Origin of the sequence: Providencia sp. PROV119, from assembly GCF_028482435.1 — a bacterium.
Taxonomy (GTDB): domain Bacteria; phylum Pseudomonadota; class Gammaproteobacteria; order Enterobacterales; family Enterobacteriaceae; genus Providencia; species Providencia stuartii.
Genome location: NZ_JAMPQL010000007.1, coordinates 237773 through 253214 on the forward strand (window position 1 = coordinate 237773; position 15442 = coordinate 253214).

General features: G+C 41.7%; 14 protein-coding genes. 11 read left to right on the top strand and 3 right to left on the bottom strand.

The genetic code is table 11. The features are described 5' to 3' along the window. Positions 1-13: 13 nt before the first annotated feature. The 7 genes from PSF11_RS08890 (at position 14) to PSF11_RS08920 (ending at position 9241) form a co-directional block, all read left to right on the top strand. Positions 14-1885, top strand: coding sequence for a DUF294 nucleotidyltransferase-like domain-containing protein (locus PSF11_RS08890; protein ID WP_014656439.1), 1872 nt, complete (start codon positions 14-16; stop codon positions 1883-1885). Beyond that, positions 1882-2586: a 3'-5' exonuclease gene (locus tag PSF11_RS08895; protein WP_004922098.1), complete on the top strand. Its 705-nt coding sequence runs from the start codon at positions 1882-1884 to the stop codon at positions 2584-2586. The genes PSF11_RS08890 and PSF11_RS08895 overlap by 4 nt, the downstream gene beginning before the upstream one ends. Positions 2587-2862: 276 nt before the next feature. Next, the gene (locus tag PSF11_RS08900) at positions 2863-3996 is read left to right on the top strand and encodes a Gfo/Idh/MocA family protein (protein WP_014656438.1); all 1134 of its coding nucleotides are present in this window, start codon (positions 2863-2865) and stop codon (positions 3994-3996) included. 20 nt (positions 3997-4016) lie between these two features. Beyond that, positions 4017-5921: a bifunctional 5-dehydro-2-deoxygluconokinase/5-dehydro-2-deoxyphosphogluconate aldolase gene (locus tag PSF11_RS08905; RefSeq protein WP_004922090.1), complete on the top strand. Its 1905-nt coding sequence runs from the start codon at positions 4017-4019 to the stop codon at positions 5919-5921. A gap of 32 nt (positions 5922-5953) precedes the next feature. Then, entirely contained in the window at positions 5954-6847 is an 894-nt protein-coding gene (iolE, locus tag PSF11_RS08910; protein WP_004922086.1) for a myo-inosose-2 dehydratase, read from the top strand. A 143-nt stretch (positions 6848-6990) separates the two neighbouring features. Beyond that, positions 6991-7833, top strand: a complete 843-nt coding sequence (gene iolB / locus PSF11_RS08915; protein ID WP_072502447.1) for a 5-deoxy-glucuronate isomerase — start codon at positions 6991-6993, stop codon at positions 7831-7833. Positions 7834-8128: 295 nt separating this feature from the next. Then, a complete protein-coding gene (locus PSF11_RS08920) occupies positions 8129-9241 on the top strand; it encodes a class II histone deacetylase (RefSeq protein WP_014656437.1) in 1113 nt (370 codons plus the stop codon). Positions 9242-9296: 55 nt separating this feature from the next. Here the strand turns inward: PSF11_RS08920 and PSF11_RS08925 are convergent, their stop codons facing one another. Both PSF11_RS08925 and PSF11_RS08930 read right to left on the bottom strand, forming a co-directional pair. Further along, positions 9297-9938, bottom strand: a complete 642-nt coding sequence (locus PSF11_RS08925; RefSeq protein WP_014656436.1) for an NAD(P)-dependent oxidoreductase — start codon at positions 9936-9938, stop codon at positions 9297-9299. A gap of 213 nt (positions 9939-10151) precedes the next feature. After that, the gene (locus PSF11_RS08930) at positions 10152-11120 is read right to left on the bottom strand and encodes an FUSC family protein (protein WP_004922072.1); all 969 of its coding nucleotides are present in this window, start codon (positions 11118-11120) and stop codon (positions 10152-10154) included. Positions 11121-11327: 207 nt separating this feature from the next. Between PSF11_RS08930 and PSF11_RS08935 the strand changes: the two genes are divergently transcribed. Then, a complete protein-coding gene (locus tag PSF11_RS08935) occupies positions 11328-11945 on the top strand; it encodes a malonate decarboxylase holo-ACP synthase (RefSeq protein ID WP_072502446.1) in 618 nt (205 codons plus the stop codon). 127 nt (positions 11946-12072) lie between these two features. Here PSF11_RS08935 and PSF11_RS08940 read toward each other — a convergent pair whose 3' ends face one another. Next, positions 12073-12711 (bottom strand): glutathione S-transferase family protein, encoded by a 639-nt coding sequence (locus tag PSF11_RS08940; RefSeq protein ID WP_014656435.1) that lies wholly within the window; start codon positions 12709-12711, stop codon positions 12073-12075. A gap of 406 nt (positions 12712-13117) precedes the next feature. On the opposite strand from PSF11_RS08940, the gene PSF11_RS08945 reads away from it, so the two are divergent. The 3 genes from PSF11_RS08945 to PSF11_RS08955 all read left to right on the top strand — a co-directional run bounded on the left by PSF11_RS08945 (position 13118) and on the right by PSF11_RS08955 (position 15286). Further along, the gene (locus PSF11_RS08945) at positions 13118-13675 is read left to right on the top strand and encodes a cytochrome b (RefSeq protein ID WP_004922061.1); all 558 of its coding nucleotides are present in this window, start codon (positions 13118-13120) and stop codon (positions 13673-13675) included. Between the two features lie 14 nt (positions 13676-13689). Further along, positions 13690-14268, top strand: coding sequence for a YceI family protein (locus PSF11_RS08950; protein WP_014656434.1), 579 nt, complete (start codon positions 13690-13692; stop codon positions 14266-14268). A gap of 208 nt (positions 14269-14476) precedes the next feature. After that, a complete protein-coding gene (locus tag PSF11_RS08955; protein WP_004922055.1) occupies positions 14477-15286 on the top strand; it encodes a hypothetical protein in 810 nt (269 codons plus the stop codon). Positions 15287-15442 lie beyond the last annotated feature (156 nt).

The following is a 15442-nucleotide window of genomic DNA, read 5'->3' on the forward strand; positions in this document are numbered from 1 at the left end:
AGAGTGACGTATTATGGAGCCATCACTTATCCCGATGGTTAAGCAGTTTATCTCACAGCGTGACCCATTTGATCGCTTAGATGATATGCAGCTAGACCAATTAGTAAATAGCGTTGAAATTAGCTATTTGACTCAACGGGAAGTGTTGAAGCCGCACCAAATTGCTGGTCAAGGTTTATATCTGGTAAGAACGGGAGCGGTGGAACAACGTTATGAGGATGGCTCCTTAAGAGCAAGGCTGGGGTCTGGGGATGTTTTTGGGTTCAGTGTGTTAAACAAAACCCCAGAATCCCCCGGTGAATACCAAGTGATCGCTATAGAAAACACATTGCTTTATTGCATCCCTCGCGACTCGTTGTTGTTAGCGATGGAACAAAACCAAGCGGTTCGCCATCATTTTGCTTGTGAGGAAGGGCAGCGATTAGCATCACGGCCCAAAATCGATAACCTCACAGAAGATAGCCTGTTGTACTTAAATCCAGTCTCCTCCATTGAAAATGGCAATATCGTCGTGATTACACCCGGCACAAGTGTTCAAGATGCAGCTCAAGAGATGGTGCGAAAGCACCGTTCATCGGCATTAGTCATGGATGGGGAGACATTACTCGGGATCATTACTGATCGTGATCTGACGAAGCGGGTTGTGGCTTTAGGGCTGGATATTAAAACCCCCGTCAGCAAAGTGATGACTGAAAACCCAATCACCATTGCAGCCAATGCTCCTATCATTAATGCCATTGAATTGATGATGCAGCATAACATTCGTAGCTTACCAGTGATGACAAACCACCGTATCACTGGTGTTTTAACTGCAACGAGCTTAGTGCAGAAAAACAGCATGCAAGCGGTGTATTTGATTAGCCGCATCTATCGCCAAGAGAGCCTTGCTGAATTAAAAATGCTTGGGGTACAAAGGCAAGCTGTGTTTGAGTCTTTGATTGAATCCGGTGTTCAATCACACACTATTCAATTAATGATGACATTAATTGCTGATGCATTTAATAAGCAATTGTTAAGGCTGGCGGAACGAGAGCTAGGAGAGCCTCCCTGTGACTATTGCTGGTTTGCCGCAGGTTCACAGGCACGACAAGAGATGCATTATCTTTCAGACCAAGACAATGGGATCATTTTAGCGCGTGAAGTGACTAAGGAGGAGGAGGGCTGGTTTAGGCAACTGGCAGAGTATGTCTGCTATGGTTTAGACGAGTGCGGCTATTCTCTCTGTCCTGGGCATATTATGGCGACCAATCCCAAGTGGTGTAAGCCGTTAACACAGTGGCAGACCTATTATCAACAGTGGCTCAAAGAGCCTGAGCAACTGGCCTTATTAAACATTTCAGTTTTTTTAGATATTCGGTTTCTTTATGGTAGCCAAGTGCTGTTTAACTCATTGGTGCGTTCAGCAGAATCACATTTAAAAGGAAGTAAGCGGTTACTTTCAATGTTGGTCGCTAATTCAACGCGCATAAATCCACCTTTAGGTATGTTTAGGCAGTTTGTGTTGGTTAAAAATGGCGAAAACCACAGTGTCTTTAATATTAAAAAGCAAGCCGTTAATTTATTAGTGGAGCTTGCACGAGTTTACGCATTAGAAGCTGGTATTTTTACGCCATCAACCTTGACTCGGTTTGAAGTGGCGCGTGATTCAGGCATTATCAGTGCAGCGTCTTGCCAAGAGTTAACAGAAGCTTATTTGTTTATTAATCAGGTGCGATTTGGCTGCCAGCGCAGGGCATTGTTAGCCGGAGATGCGTTATCGAATTTAATTGTGCCTCAGCGGCTCACGCAATTTGAACGAAATCATTTGAAAGATGCGTTTCGTATTATAGCTCGCACGCAAGAAGCGGCGGAACAACGTTATCATGCTAAAGGTGTGATGAAATGATAGGTTCAATGCTGTGTTACCACCAGCCATTGGCGCGTTTAGCACGTCGCCGTGCGAAATTATTGCGTTCACCCCAACTACCGAAGCTATTGCAGGCAGCCTTACAATCACCGATACCGAGCGAGGATAGTTTATTAAAAACCCAACAAATTCTGTCGATTGATTTAGAAACTACAGGGTTAGATCCTGAAAAAGATAGAATTTTAAGTATTGGGATGGTGACCATTGCAGATAGCAAAATCCTACTCAAAAGCGCCCAACACTATTATGTGAATGATAACGAACCGGTGAAAGCAGAAACGGCGGTGATTAACCACATTACGCCGGAACAGCTCAGCGATGGGGTATCGTTGCCTCACGCCATTGCATCATTTTTACATGAAGCAAAAGGTAAGTGTATTTTGGCGCACGGCAGTGCGATAGAACATGCTTTTCTTTCTAAGGCATTGAATATCAAAGAACTCCCTTTGCTCTGGTTTGATACGCTTAACATTGAAAAAACGTTACTAAGCCATAAGAATATTAATCGTAATGACTTTAGTCTGTCAGCCTTAAGAAGCCGTTATCAGCTACCCGATTATGATGCCCACAATGCGCTCTCTGATGCTATTGCTACAGCAGAACTCTTTTTAGCGCAATCTAAAGTGATTTACCCTTCCCAACATCCTGTTATTAAACAGCTCTATAAGCGCTCACAATAGTATTTATAATGATTTTTTGAAATTTTCATTTCATTTTTAACCCTTTTTTATTTCATTCGTGAGATTAGATATAAAGAATATTATTTTTATTTCTTTATATATTAACTAATTACACAAAAAATTAAGGCTAGATCACATAATGAAATTAATATTTCTCGTTTTGTTGAAAATGAAATAAATATTCCGTATAAAGTCAGTATCAAATAAAAACATCAGGCACAGACATCGGGCTAGCTTGCGCTACACATGATGAGTTGCACGAAGGGAGAATACAGAATGAAAGAAATCCGCATTGGTCTGATTGGTACTGGCTATATTGGTCGTGCTCACGCAATAGCTTATGCGCAAGCGCCGACTGTTTTCCCATTAAAAGGCAAATTGGTTCGCGAAATGATCGCGGAAGTCACGCCTGAATTAGCCGAAGCACGTGCTAAAGAGTTGGGCTTTAATCGCTCAACGGATGATTGGCGAAAATTAGTTGCGGACCCAAACATTGATGTGGTCGATATTTGTTCACCAAACTTTTTGCACAAAGAGATGGCGATGGAAGCAATTAAGCATGGCAAACATGTTTATTGCGAAAAACCATTAGCCCTCAACTCTGACGATGCGAAAGAGATGGTGGCTGCCGCTGAGAAAGCTGGTGTGAAAACCTTAGTGGGTTTTAATTACATGAAAAACCCAACGGCCCAATTGGCAAAAGAGATCATCGCTAATGGTGAGATTGGAGAAGTTATTCATTTCTACGGCACTCATAATGAAGATTATATGGCAGATCCTAATGCACCAATCCATTGGCACTGCTTTAAAGAAAAAGCCGGTTTAGGTGCTCTAGGTGATTTGTCAGCCCATATTGTCAACATGGCGCAATTCTTAGTCGGTGATATTGAAACGGTATGCGGTGATATGGAAATTGTCATTAAGCAGCGTCCAGAAAAGGCCGGCTCGTCAGTGATGGTCGATGTGGAAAACGAAGATCAGGCTCATGCCATGGTTCGTTTTGCGAGTGGAGCGATGGGCGTTATCGAAACTTCACGGATCGCGGCAGGGCGTAAAATGGGGTTAACCTATGTGGTTACGGGTACTAAAGGGACTTTATCCTTCACCCAAGAGAGAATGGCTGAGCTAAAACTATACCGCCATGATGAGCCTTCCAATCGCCAAGGTTTTAAAACAATTTTAGTTGGCCCAGAGCATCCTGACTATGCACCTTTCTGTAATGGCGCAGGGCATGGTATTGGGTTTAATGACCAAAAAACAGTTGAAGTCCGCGATTTAATTGATGGTGTCGCGACCGGTGAAAATATGTGGCCTGATTTTGAAGAGGGCTGGAAAGTGTCGCGTATTCTCGATGCTATCGCACGTTCTTATGAAGAACAGCGTTGGGTTAAAGTCACTGAAATCAATTAATTCTGTTCAAGGGGTAATTAATGGATAAGCAGAAGAAGTTAGATGTTATCTGCATGGGCCGTATCGCCGTTGACCTTTACGGACAGCAGATAGGTGCACGCTTAGAAGATATGAGTAGCTTTGCTAAGTATCTCGGAGGATCTTCAGGGAACGTTGCGTACGGAACAGCAATACAAGGCTTGAAGTCATCAATGTTGGCGCGTGTTGGTGATGAGCACATGGGACGTTTTATCCGTGAAGAATTACAGCGGGTAGGTTGTGATACTAGCCATCTAATTACGGATAAAGAGCGATTAACTGGGTTAGTGATCTTGGGGATCAAAGATGAAGATACTTTCCCTCTGATCTTCTACCGTGAAAACTGTGCTGATATGGCTATCACGCCAGATGACTTTAGTGAAGAGTACATTGCATCGGCACGTTGTCTGGCGATTACAGGCACCCATTTATCACACCCTAAAACCCGAGCAGCAGTGTTAAAAGCCCTAGAATACGCGAAACGCAACGGGGTGAAAACGGCGATTGATATCGATTACCGTCCAGTACTTTGGGGACTCACTTCATTAGGGGATGGTGAAACCCGCTTTATTGAATCGGACAAAGTGACAGAACAGCTGCAAGAGGTTTTATCGTTATTTGATCTGATTGTCGGAACAGAAGAAGAGTTCCATATTGCAGGTGGCTCTACCGACACCATTCAAGCACTAAAAAATATTCGTCAATTGACCGGCGCTGAACTGGTGTGTAAACGAGGTGCACTTGGATGCTCGGTATTTACTGATGCAATCCCAGACACCTTGGATGAAGGTATTACTGTCAAAGGGGTACGGGTTGAAGTCCTGAATGTATTGGGAGCAGGTGACGCCTTTATGTCGGGCTTACTTCGCGGTTATCTCAATGGAGAAGGTTGGGAAAAAGCCTGTACTTATGCCAATGCGTGTGGCGCGCTGGTGGTTTCTCGTCATGGCTGTGCACCAGCGATGCCAAGTCAGCTTGAGTTAGATAACTATCTTGAGCGTGCGGCGGTTGTACCGCGCCCTGACTTAGATCCGATGTTAAATCACTTACATCGTGTTACGACTCGTGCAACACAGTGGGAAGAGCTGTGTGTCATGGCTTTTGATCATCGAATTCAGTTCGTTGATATGGCTCGCGCGGCGGGAGCTGATGTTTCATGTATTCCTTATCTGAAAAAATTGATTTTCCGTGCCAGCCGTGAAGTCGCGGAGGAAGCAAACTTACAAGGTAAAGCGGGGCTACTGTGTGACAGTACATTTGGTCAAGACGTGCTAAATGATGTGACGGGACGTGGTTGGTGGATTGGGCGTCCAATTGAACTACCGGCTTCAAGACCACTGTGTTTAGAGCACGGTAATATTGGCTCACAGCTAGTCAGTTGGCCAAAAGAGCATATTGTGAAGTGCTTAGTTTTCTTCCACCCAGAAGATAACCATCCACTACGCCTTGAGCAGGAAAAAACGGTACAAGAGGTCTATAGCGCTTGTTGCCAATCCGGCCATGAACTACTGCTTGAAGTTATTCTACCGGCTGATATGGAACGTAATGACGAACTATACCTCAGAGCCATCAAACGCTTCTATAACCTTGGTATCAAGCCAGATTGGTGGAAACTGCCGCCATTGAAAGCCGAGAATTGGGATGAAGTGGATAGATTGATCCAAGAGCGAGACCCTTACTGCCGTGGTGTCGTGTTACTGGGTCTTGATGCGCCACAATCAGAGCTAGAAGCGGGTTTCAATGCTGCTGCTGGGAAATCGATTGTAAAAGGGTTTGCAGTAGGTCGCACCTTATTTGGTAAACCTTCTCTCGCATGGATGAAAGGTGAACTGGATGATGACGCGTTAGTGCAGACCATTAAATCTAATTATCACAACCTGATCGCCTTATGGCGTCAGCGTAAATAATTTTACTCTTACCTATACACAGGAGCTTCATCATGGCAATCCAACTCGGAATTAACCCTTTGACATGGACCAATGATGATTTACCAACATTGGGCGCAGAAACGCCTTTAGAAACATGTTTAACTGAAGGTCGTCAGGCGGGGTTTGCCGGTTTTGAATTAGGCAATAAATTTCCACGTAAAGCCGAAATTTTAGGGCCAATTTTAGAAAAGCATGATCTTAAATTAGTTTCAGGTTGGTATTCAGGCGAACTACTGACTCGCAGCGTAGAAGAAGAAATTGAAGCAGTGCAAGGCCACTTAGCGTTATTACGCGATTTGGGTGCAAAAGTGATGGTGTTCGCGGAAGTCACTCACTGTATTCATGGCGACCAAGACAAACCTGTCCATATGCGTCCTTTGTTCCCTGCGGATAAATGGGAAGAATACGGTAAAAAATTAACCGAATTCGCTAAATATACCTTATCTCAAGGCGTACAAATCGCGTATCACCATCATATGGGAACCGTGATCGAATCAGCGGAAGATGTTGATAACCTGATGAAACACACCGGTGATGAAGTTGGTTTACTGCTTGATACAGGCCACTTAACGTTTGCCGGAGCAGATCCTGTCGAGGTTGCGAAACGTTGGGCTAAACGCATCAACCACGTTCACTGTAAAGATATTCGCCCTGATGTGCTAAAAGACGTGAAAAACCGTAAAACCAGCTTCTTAAATGCTGTTTTAGCGGGTGTCTTTACGGTTCCTGGTGATGGTTGTGTTGATTATCCAGCGGTATTTAAAGTATTGAAAAATAGCCAGTATGAAAATGGCTGGTTAGTGGTTGAAGCGGAGCAAGATCCTGCCATCGCTCATCCGCTGACTTATGCGACAATGGGCTATAAGAATCTGCATAAATTCGCGAAAGATGCAGGTCTTATCTAAATGACCATGGATAGCAAATCTCAATTATTTGAGTTGCTAATAATTGAAGAGTGAAGTTAGCCCGATGAGTCGAGTGATATCGATGATTCGGGTAACTGAGCTTCCACAGCTTAAAGTATTTTTTAGAGGCCGAGGTAAGCGATATGTCTAAATTATTATCAAAGTATCATTCTCCAGATGCGCATAAGCGTACTCAGCATATTACGCCTGAAATCGCCAACTGGGGATATGTGCACTTTGATGTGTATGAACTCAAACAAGGTGAATCTATTTCCTTGCCGGCATCTGAGAATGAAGTTTGTCTAGTGTTGGTTGCAGGTAAAGCAACGGTGAAAACGCCGGGGCAAACATTCGAAAATATCGGCGACCGTATGGATCCTTTTGAGCGCAAAAAACCGTATGCAGTTTATGTGACAGCACAAGAAGCGGTTGAGGTGAAAGCAGAAACGGCGCTAGAGCTAGCAGTATGCCAAGCAAAAGGTAAAGGCACGTATCCGACACGCTTGATAGGGCCAGAAGACATTGATGCTGAGCAGCGTGGTCATGGTAATAACAAGCGTTATGTTCATAACATTCTACCTGATAATAAATCAGCAGATAGCTTACTGGTGGTTGAAGTCTTTACTGATGAAGGGTGCACAAGCTCTTACCCAAGTCACAAGCATGATACCGATAATGAACCCGCAGAAACTTATTTGGAAGAAACCTATTACCACCGTCTGAATCCATCTCAGGGTTTTTGTATGCAGCGTGTTTACACGGATGACCGTGAATTAGACGAGTGCATGGCGGTATATAATAAGGACGTCGTCATGGTGCCTAAAGGCTACCATCCAATGGCAACAATGGCGGGTTACGATAACTATTACTTAAATGTAATGGCTGGCCCGACACGTAAGTGGCTCTTTACGTGGGAAAAAGACCATAGTTGGATCAATAGTGAAACGTATGCCGCTAAACATCGTGATGAAAAGTATGAAAAGTAGTTATTAATACTCACAGACGGTTGTTTCTTGAATTAGTGAGAAACAGCCGAGGTTGTAGAGTACGTACCAAAACCAAACCAAAATCTGTTATCTATTGTTTGCCGGTAATTTATTACCGGCTTTTTTGTTTATTACGATATTAATAAGTTTGTGATGCCATTATTGCCAGTAATAAACAGTATAAATGTGAAAAATTGAATTGTAATATCAGTCACATTATTAATATATTAACCTGTTTGTGTGTTTCCATTGTGTTAATTTTGTGTAAACAAAAAACATGATGAGTGAGGTGTCAATGAAGCGTAAAACAGGTTTTTTCTTCGATGAACATTGTTTTTGGCATAGTACTGGCTTACATGCCACAACGTTACCCGTTGGCGGCTGGGTACAGCCTCCCGCTGGAGCTTCACATGCGGAATCACCGGAAACGAAAAGGCGGCTGAAAAGCCTAATGGATGTTTCTGGTTTAAGCCGCTCTCTGATTTTATCTTCCGCTGAGCCTGCAACTGAAGAGACATTACTTAAAATACATCCTCAAGAATATTTAACCCGTTTTAAACAAGTGAGTGATAATGGGGGAGGGCTGTTGGGAAAAGAAGCACCATTAGGCCCTGGAAGCTATGAGATTGCTAAATTATCTGTAGGATTGGCTTGTGCTGCTGTAGAGGCAGTACTTAAAGGCGAATTGGACAATGCTTATAGTCTTTCACGCCCGCCGGGTCACCACTGTTTACCGGATGAATCGATGGGATTTTGTTTCCTTGCGAATATCCCATTAGCGATCGAACGCGCTAAGACACTATTTAATATTGAGCGTATCGCTGTCATTGATTGGGATGTTCACCATGGCAATGGAACTCAACATATTTTTTGGGATCGCTCAGATGTTTTAACCATTTCAATACACCAAGATGGTTGTTTTCCTCCTGGGTACAGTGGGGAAGATGATATTGGTGGTGGAGATGGTACAGGGTATAACATAAATATTCCGCTACTCGCGGGAGCAGGGCACAACAGTTACATCTATGCGATGGAGCAGATAGTGATCCCTGCATTGGCACGTTTTAAGCCTGAATTGATTATTGTGGCGAGTGGTTATGATGCGAATGCCATGGATCCATTAGCCAGAATGCAACTGCATAGTGAGAGTTTTCGTGACATGACTCGTCTTGTGATGAATGCCGCGGATAGCTTGTGTGACGGTAAGTTAGTTATCGTTCATGAAGGTGGATATTCAGAGGCGTATGTGCCTTTCTGTGGACTTGCTGTTATAGAAGAGATGAGCGGTGTACGTACCGAAGTGGCTGACCCCTTATTGGATTTTATTAGGTTACAGCAACCAAGAGCGGAGTTTGAACATTTTCAGCAACAGTTACTGGATAAGCTGAAAAAGAAATTTGGCTTATAACCAAATAAGTTTAGGTTTGCTCCTCGTGATGTGAGTCAGGAGCAAACCCTGCTTTTTAATAAGCAGCTGTAAATTGTTTGCGAATAAATTGCGGCTTTTCTGCTTCATCAAGAATGGCAACCGCAAGATCTTCAACTGAAATTTTGGCAGGAACGTTACCGTTCATCAATAATTGGTTGCCTGCAAGCCGAAATGTTTGTGTGCGCTCACCTGATTCTAACACCGCGGCAGGAGAGACAAATGTCCAATCTAGCTCGGGGGTGTTTTGCAGTTGTTGTTTGAACTCTCTGACCGCTTGCGCTCCCGGTTTGATTTCAGCAGGGAAGTCAGGGGAATCGATTAATTCTACTCCAGGAGCGATTTCAAGACTTCCAGCACCCCCTACGACAATAAAGCGTTTAACGCCAGACTGTTTGACGGCCTGTAAAATAGCCTGATTGCCTGTCACTGTATCTTGATATAGGTTTGGGTTTTGCCAGCCGCCATTAAAAGCACTGATTACAATATCCTGCCCTTTAAGGCGTGCTGTTAGCCAAGCAATATCAGTAACATCCCCTGAAGCGGTGACTAAATGAGCATGTTGCTGTAGTTGGTTACTATGGCGAGAAATGGCTGTCACTTGATGTTGGCGAAATAAGGCTTCATTCACGAGAACCTTGCCGACGAAACCCGTCGCTCCAATAATCGATATTTTCATCATTTTCCCCGCAAGTTATTAATAACATTAAGCTATAGTTAAATTTTATAGCTGCAATTGGATCAGATTTCCTACATCGCTCTATTTGAGTATATCTCAATGTGGAGAAGTATAGTGGTATTCCCTTAACCATTTACTGAACATTACGCGCAGTTTTCGGGGGAAATAATGGAAACGCCCTGAACACTCAGGGCATCTTAGCTAGACAGGTTGTTATTTGGCATCCCTAAACAGTTTTAAGATGATACTTGTGATAATGGCAATAACGCCACCTAATGCCGTTTCCAATACCCTATCAAATAGCAGTACATAGGCAGGGTGTCGCCAATAGATGACCTGTTCAAGCACGGAAAGGATCAAACTTGTCACGATAAAGGTCATAAAAGTATAACCATGATGGAAACTCATCGGCATTAAAAAGGCAAAAACCACAATAGCGGTAAGACCAATATAAGGCATCAAAGGGGTATTGAATAAAAAATAAAGTAAAATAACCGAGAGCAAACTACCCGCAACACGTTGTAGCGTTATATGAATAATACTTTGTGATTTTGGATGTAGAACAAACACAAATGTCAGTAGCGTCCAATAAAAATGGCCGAGCTCCAACATCCGAGGGATCGCTAACGAAAGTGATAAACCAATAGCATAAGTCATCGACCGAGGAATAATGTATTTGCGTAGCGTAAATAAATTTTGTTCGACGAGGCTACCAGTAAGGATAATATGGCGATGCATCTTCTTACTTAGCAGGTAACAGGTCATTAGGGTGACGCTGCTCCCAATTAAAAAACCCAGTGCAAGGCTCTTTGATATATCCGGTAGAACCGTTCCAATGGTTGACATGATAATCATAAATTTCATCGTCAAATCCATAACGGGATCGGTTCCATAGAGTTGATAATAAATAAAAGAGAAAATAGCTAGGTAAACATAAAAGCTGGTGCCTAACCGTAAGGTATCCCCAATAAAAATGGCGAGCATGATCATGGCTAACCAAAAAGCCGTATAGAAATAGTTTTTATACTCTTTAGCGGCGTTAAAAAGGTTAAAGGCATATAGTGTTGAGAAAGCGGCCCACATAGAAGCTTGCACATCCATAATGGCGAAAGCAACTGCTGCACTTAATAGCATACAGCCACTAAACATAAGACCGTCATTAATCGCTGGTATTTTCCTCATAAAAAGATGCTCACAAATTGCGGTGTAAGTTATTATTTATTAAAGTAAATTTATACTATCATAAATATCGGCCAAAGGTCTGTACTCAATCAATTAGAATGAAAATAGACACAAAATGCCAAATTCCATCTAACGGTATTTTTTGCCATCTAAAAATTGCATAATAATCTAAGAGCATGTCATTAGAATTAAAATAAGGAATCTGTAATGCAAGTGAATCCCCATGATTTTGTCTGGATCAGCAGCCTTGATGATTTACCCGTGGAATCACTGCCGGAATGGGTTATTTCTCAATGGAATAAGCAATTGCCATTGGTCGTGCGCCGAGAAGCAACGGATGAAAATAAACTTTCAGTGGGTATTCGAGGGATCAAACCGGGACAGCGTGTTATTACTCAAATAGATAAGTCAGCAATTACTCATATTATGAATGTAGAGTCTCTCGTTTCTAACTCACGAGAATTACAGCGCTCTATGTTTATCGCATTACCGCCAGTACAAGTATTATTATTACTTTCACAGCATAATTGGCCATGGAAATGGGCGGTGACAGGGAGCTGTGCCTATACATTAGTGACCGATATTCAAAGTATGCTCGCAGATTGTGATTTGGATGTTTTGATCCGTTGCCCTACACGCTACAAAAAAGAAGACTTTGCGGAGTTTGCCATTAAAGCGAATACGCCTTTATGCCGCATTGATATACATGTTGAGACACCAAAAGGTGGTTTCTCTTTGGCAGAATGGTTTAAAAACGAAAAAGTCACGCTTCATACGCCGAATGGCGATGTCATGACAGCAGATCCATGGGATGAAAACCTGTAATTGATGGTATTACAACCGATATTTGCGGGCGATTTAGCCATATTGAACAAAAATTAGTTTTGATGCTCGTACAGATGATTTTTTTATAAACAATCGGTTAAGTTGGGCTGCAAACAGCCCAATCGTATTAGATATGTTCAACGCTTGGCTCTTCAAGCCCTGCTCGATACCATTCCTGCATTGCCGGTAACGCTAGCATGCGGTCAACCCATTGTTGAGCGGCATTACTCATAGGCAGTTGATAACTACGGATCCTAAAGGCGACAGGGGCGTAAAAAGCATCCACCGCCGTAAATTGATTCCCTGCTAGCCATGGTCCACCAAAGGTCGTAAAGCCTTCTTGCCATAACTGTTGAAGCCGATTAAGGTCGGCTTGTAATTCTCGAGAAAGTTTTTCTAATGGAGCTTGGTGAGTCAGATTCATCGGACATGTTTGGCGAAGCGCCGTGAATCCAGAGTGCATTTCTGCACTAGCGCAGCGAGCCCATGCACGTGCTTGTTTATCAGCAGGCCATACTTGAGGGAACGCTTCATAGAGATACTCACAAATCGCCAGCGAATCCCAGATTGTTTGCTTCCCATCGACTAAGCAAGGAACAAGACCAGTGGGTGAGAAATTTTTAAACTTATCGTGGCTACTTTTCCCTCTACCAGTTTCAAAATAACAGAGGTTTTCATCGAAAGGGATACCGAGCGTTTTGAGCAAAACCCAAGGGCGTAGTGACCACGAAGAGTAATTTTTATTAGCAATCCAAAGTTTGTACATAGTATGACCACCCTATATCGGTAGAATAATGAGAGGGAAGATAGTGGCTAACAAGCCCATTTAATTTAAGTGTTTTATGGACAATGACAACGATTTATTAGACAGAATACAAAATTAGGTTATATTTTTTTTATATAAGTTATAACGAAAATTATAGTTGCAATAAGAGTAATAAAAATAAATGGTTTCTTTTATTTACATAAACTGAAGATAATTTTATTTACATTAAATGATTGGCACTAGACAAATTGAAATTTATTGAAAAAACGATAATGTTGATAGTATTTGAATATGTTCAACAAAATATTTGTTTAAGTTAGGGATAGGAATAATTTAAAAATCCCCTTATGATTACGGCAGGTTATTAAAACAAATGATTACCTTTTAATTTATAAGGCTATTTATCATGCAATGGAAAAATAGTGCCACTCGTTATGGGCATATATCACTGCTCATACATTGGTTAGTTGCGATTGTTGTATATGGAATGTTCGCACTGGGTTTATGGATGGTGACCCTTGGTTACTATGATAGTTGGTATCATCAAGCACCCGAAATTCATAAAAGTATAGGTATTTTATTATTTATTGTTATGGCATTTCGTGTGATTTGGCGGTTTATTTCTCCATCACCTAAACCGCTTGAGAGTTATAGTCGTTTAACCAAAATAAGTTCAGCGATCGCACAAATATTAATTTATGTGATTTTATTTAGTATTTTGATCAGTGGTTATTTAATCTCAACTGCTGATGGTCAACCCATTAGTGTTTTTGGTTGGTTTGAAGTACCCGCTTTATTTACTGGTGCAGCAACACAAGCAGATACAGCAGGGGATATTCATCTTTATCTTGCTTGGGCAGTTGTTTTGCTATCACTTTTACATGCCTTTGCAGCATTTAAACATCACTTCTTTGATGGTGATATTACTTTAAAAAGAATGTTGGGTTTTAATCCCGATAAATAAACGTGGAGAAAGATATGTTTAAGAAAACGGTTCTTGGTCTGGCAACTGGAGCATTATTTTTAACAGCAGGTTCTGCATTAGCTGAAACCTATAAATTTGATAAGCAAGGTCAACACGCATTTATCGAATTCCGTATCCAACATTTGGGTTATAGCTGGGTTTATGGCAGCTTTAAAGACTTTGATGGTAGCTTTACCTACGATGCAAAAGATCCTGCAAAAGACAAAGTCGAGGTGACAATTAAAACGGGTAGCATCGATACTAACCATGCTGAACGTGATAAGCACCTACGTAGTGGCGATTTCTTGAATGCGGCGAAGTACCCAGAAGCGAAATTTGTCTCTACTGACGTGAAAAAAGAGGGTGAAAATTACAAAATTACAGGTGATTTCACACTCAATGGTGTCACTAAACCTATCACTTTAGATGCTAAATTGATGGGTGAAGGTAAAGACCCTTGGGGTGGATACCGTGCTGGTTTTGAAGCACAAGGGAATATTAAACTGAAAGATTTTAACATCAAATCAGACTTAGGTCCTAAATCTCAAGAAGTTGAGTTGTTAATTTCAGTTGAAGGCGTGCAAGAGAAGTAATGATTCTTTAGCCTAAAATGCCCTCAATGCGACCCGCGCATTGGGGGCAATATATTTGGATTTTTAATTTCCCTTTTTCCTATAGCTTAATGACTTTGTAACAGGGTAGAATACATTAAAAATCAAATGGCTTGATCGTAAGTGCTTATTTAGGATAAGTCAGTTGAGGCGATTTATTAGTCAGGCATTGTTATAAAGGTATAGGCTCTTGGAGACAAATAATTCACGTAAAACAGCACTGATTGTTGTTGTTATTTTTATCGCGTTTGCACTCGGTTTTTATTGGTTGGGCAAAGATAACAATACATTATCAACACAAGCAGAGGCTGAAGTTCAATCAAGCTCTTTAGAGGCACCATTAAGCGTTGCTCAGATAGAGGCATTATCTGATATCGAAAAAGATATGCCGGTTATTAAAACGATAAAAAAAATCAATCCTGATGTTTATCAAGCCATAGAAAATATTGTTCGTGATTACGATCCTTCTAATGAACTACTGAGCCGACATATGTTTGATCAGATAGTGGGTAGTGTCATGAAGCTCGTGACTGAACGTATCCCTTATGCTTCGGATGAATCCATCATTAATTTTACCAGCAAAGTGAACGATTATTTAAATGTGCTGTTGGAAGCAGACCCGTCAGGAAAAACCTGTTTCTATTCACTGTTCCCATATTTGCGTGATTCAGCGGCGATTATGCCACCACAAAAAAGTCATTCGGTCCTCCTTAAACAATTAGAGGCAACCAATGAATTACTGATTTCCAGTGAAGCTGGCGTTAAACAGCCGACATTGTCGAATGAAGAAAAAAACACAATTCTGACGAATATTCAGGCTAAATTAACTGCAAAATATGGTAAGAAAACCTCATTACTAGGGGATTTAGAAAAAGCTAAGCAGCAACCGGCGGTCACTTGCCGTATTACAATGAGTTTTTACGATCACATTTTGGCGATGCCAGATAGCCAGAAAAAAGCGGCCTTTTTACGCTCTCTATTCGCTGGCACGAATCAATAATCAGTGACGCAATATCCCATCTTAAAATGATGGGATATTGCTTCATCATGTTATTTCCCTGCCAAATATGACGGTTTAATAGACAAAGTCGAATATATCCTCACATTAATGAATGTATTTTTTGAAGCTAAATAGCCTTTAATTGTTATTGAATGT

Bases quoted from the DNA above. Each gene is read 5' to 3' on its own strand.
- PSF11_RS08890 (WP_014656439.1), top strand. From the start codon at position 14: ATGGAGCCATCACTTATCCCGATGGTTAAGCAGTTTATCTCACAGCGT.
- PSF11_RS08895 (WP_004922098.1), top strand. From the start codon at position 1,882: ATGATAGGTTCAATGCTGTGTTACCACCAGCCATTGGCGCGTTTAGCA.
- PSF11_RS08900 (WP_014656438.1), top strand. From the start codon at position 2,863: ATGAAAGAAATCCGCATTGGTCTGATTGGTACTGGCTATATTGGTCGT.
- PSF11_RS08905 (WP_004922090.1), top strand. From the start codon at position 4,017: ATGGATAAGCAGAAGAAGTTAGATGTTATCTGCATGGGCCGTATCGCC.
- iolE (WP_004922086.1), top strand. From the start codon at position 5,954: ATGGCAATCCAACTCGGAATTAACCCTTTGACATGGACCAATGATGAT.
- iolB (WP_072502447.1), top strand. From the start codon at position 6,991: ATGTCTAAATTATTATCAAAGTATCATTCTCCAGATGCGCATAAGCGT.
- PSF11_RS08920 (WP_014656437.1), top strand. From the start codon at position 8,129: ATGAAGCGTAAAACAGGTTTTTTCTTCGATGAACATTGTTTTTGGCAT.
- PSF11_RS08925 (WP_014656436.1), bottom strand. From the start codon at position 9,938: ATGAAAATATCGATTATTGGAGCGACGGGTTTCGTCGGCAAGGTTCTC.
- PSF11_RS08930 (WP_004922072.1), bottom strand. From the start codon at position 11,120: ATGAGGAAAATACCAGCGATTAATGACGGTCTTATGTTTAGTGGCTGT.
- PSF11_RS08935 (WP_072502446.1), top strand. From the start codon at position 11,328: ATGCAAGTGAATCCCCATGATTTTGTCTGGATCAGCAGCCTTGATGAT.
- PSF11_RS08940 (WP_014656435.1), bottom strand. From the start codon at position 12,711: ATGTACAAACTTTGGATTGCTAATAAAAATTACTCTTCGTGGTCACTA.
- PSF11_RS08945 (WP_004922061.1), top strand. From the start codon at position 13,118: ATGCAATGGAAAAATAGTGCCACTCGTTATGGGCATATATCACTGCTC.
- PSF11_RS08950 (WP_014656434.1), top strand. From the start codon at position 13,690: ATGTTTAAGAAAACGGTTCTTGGTCTGGCAACTGGAGCATTATTTTTA.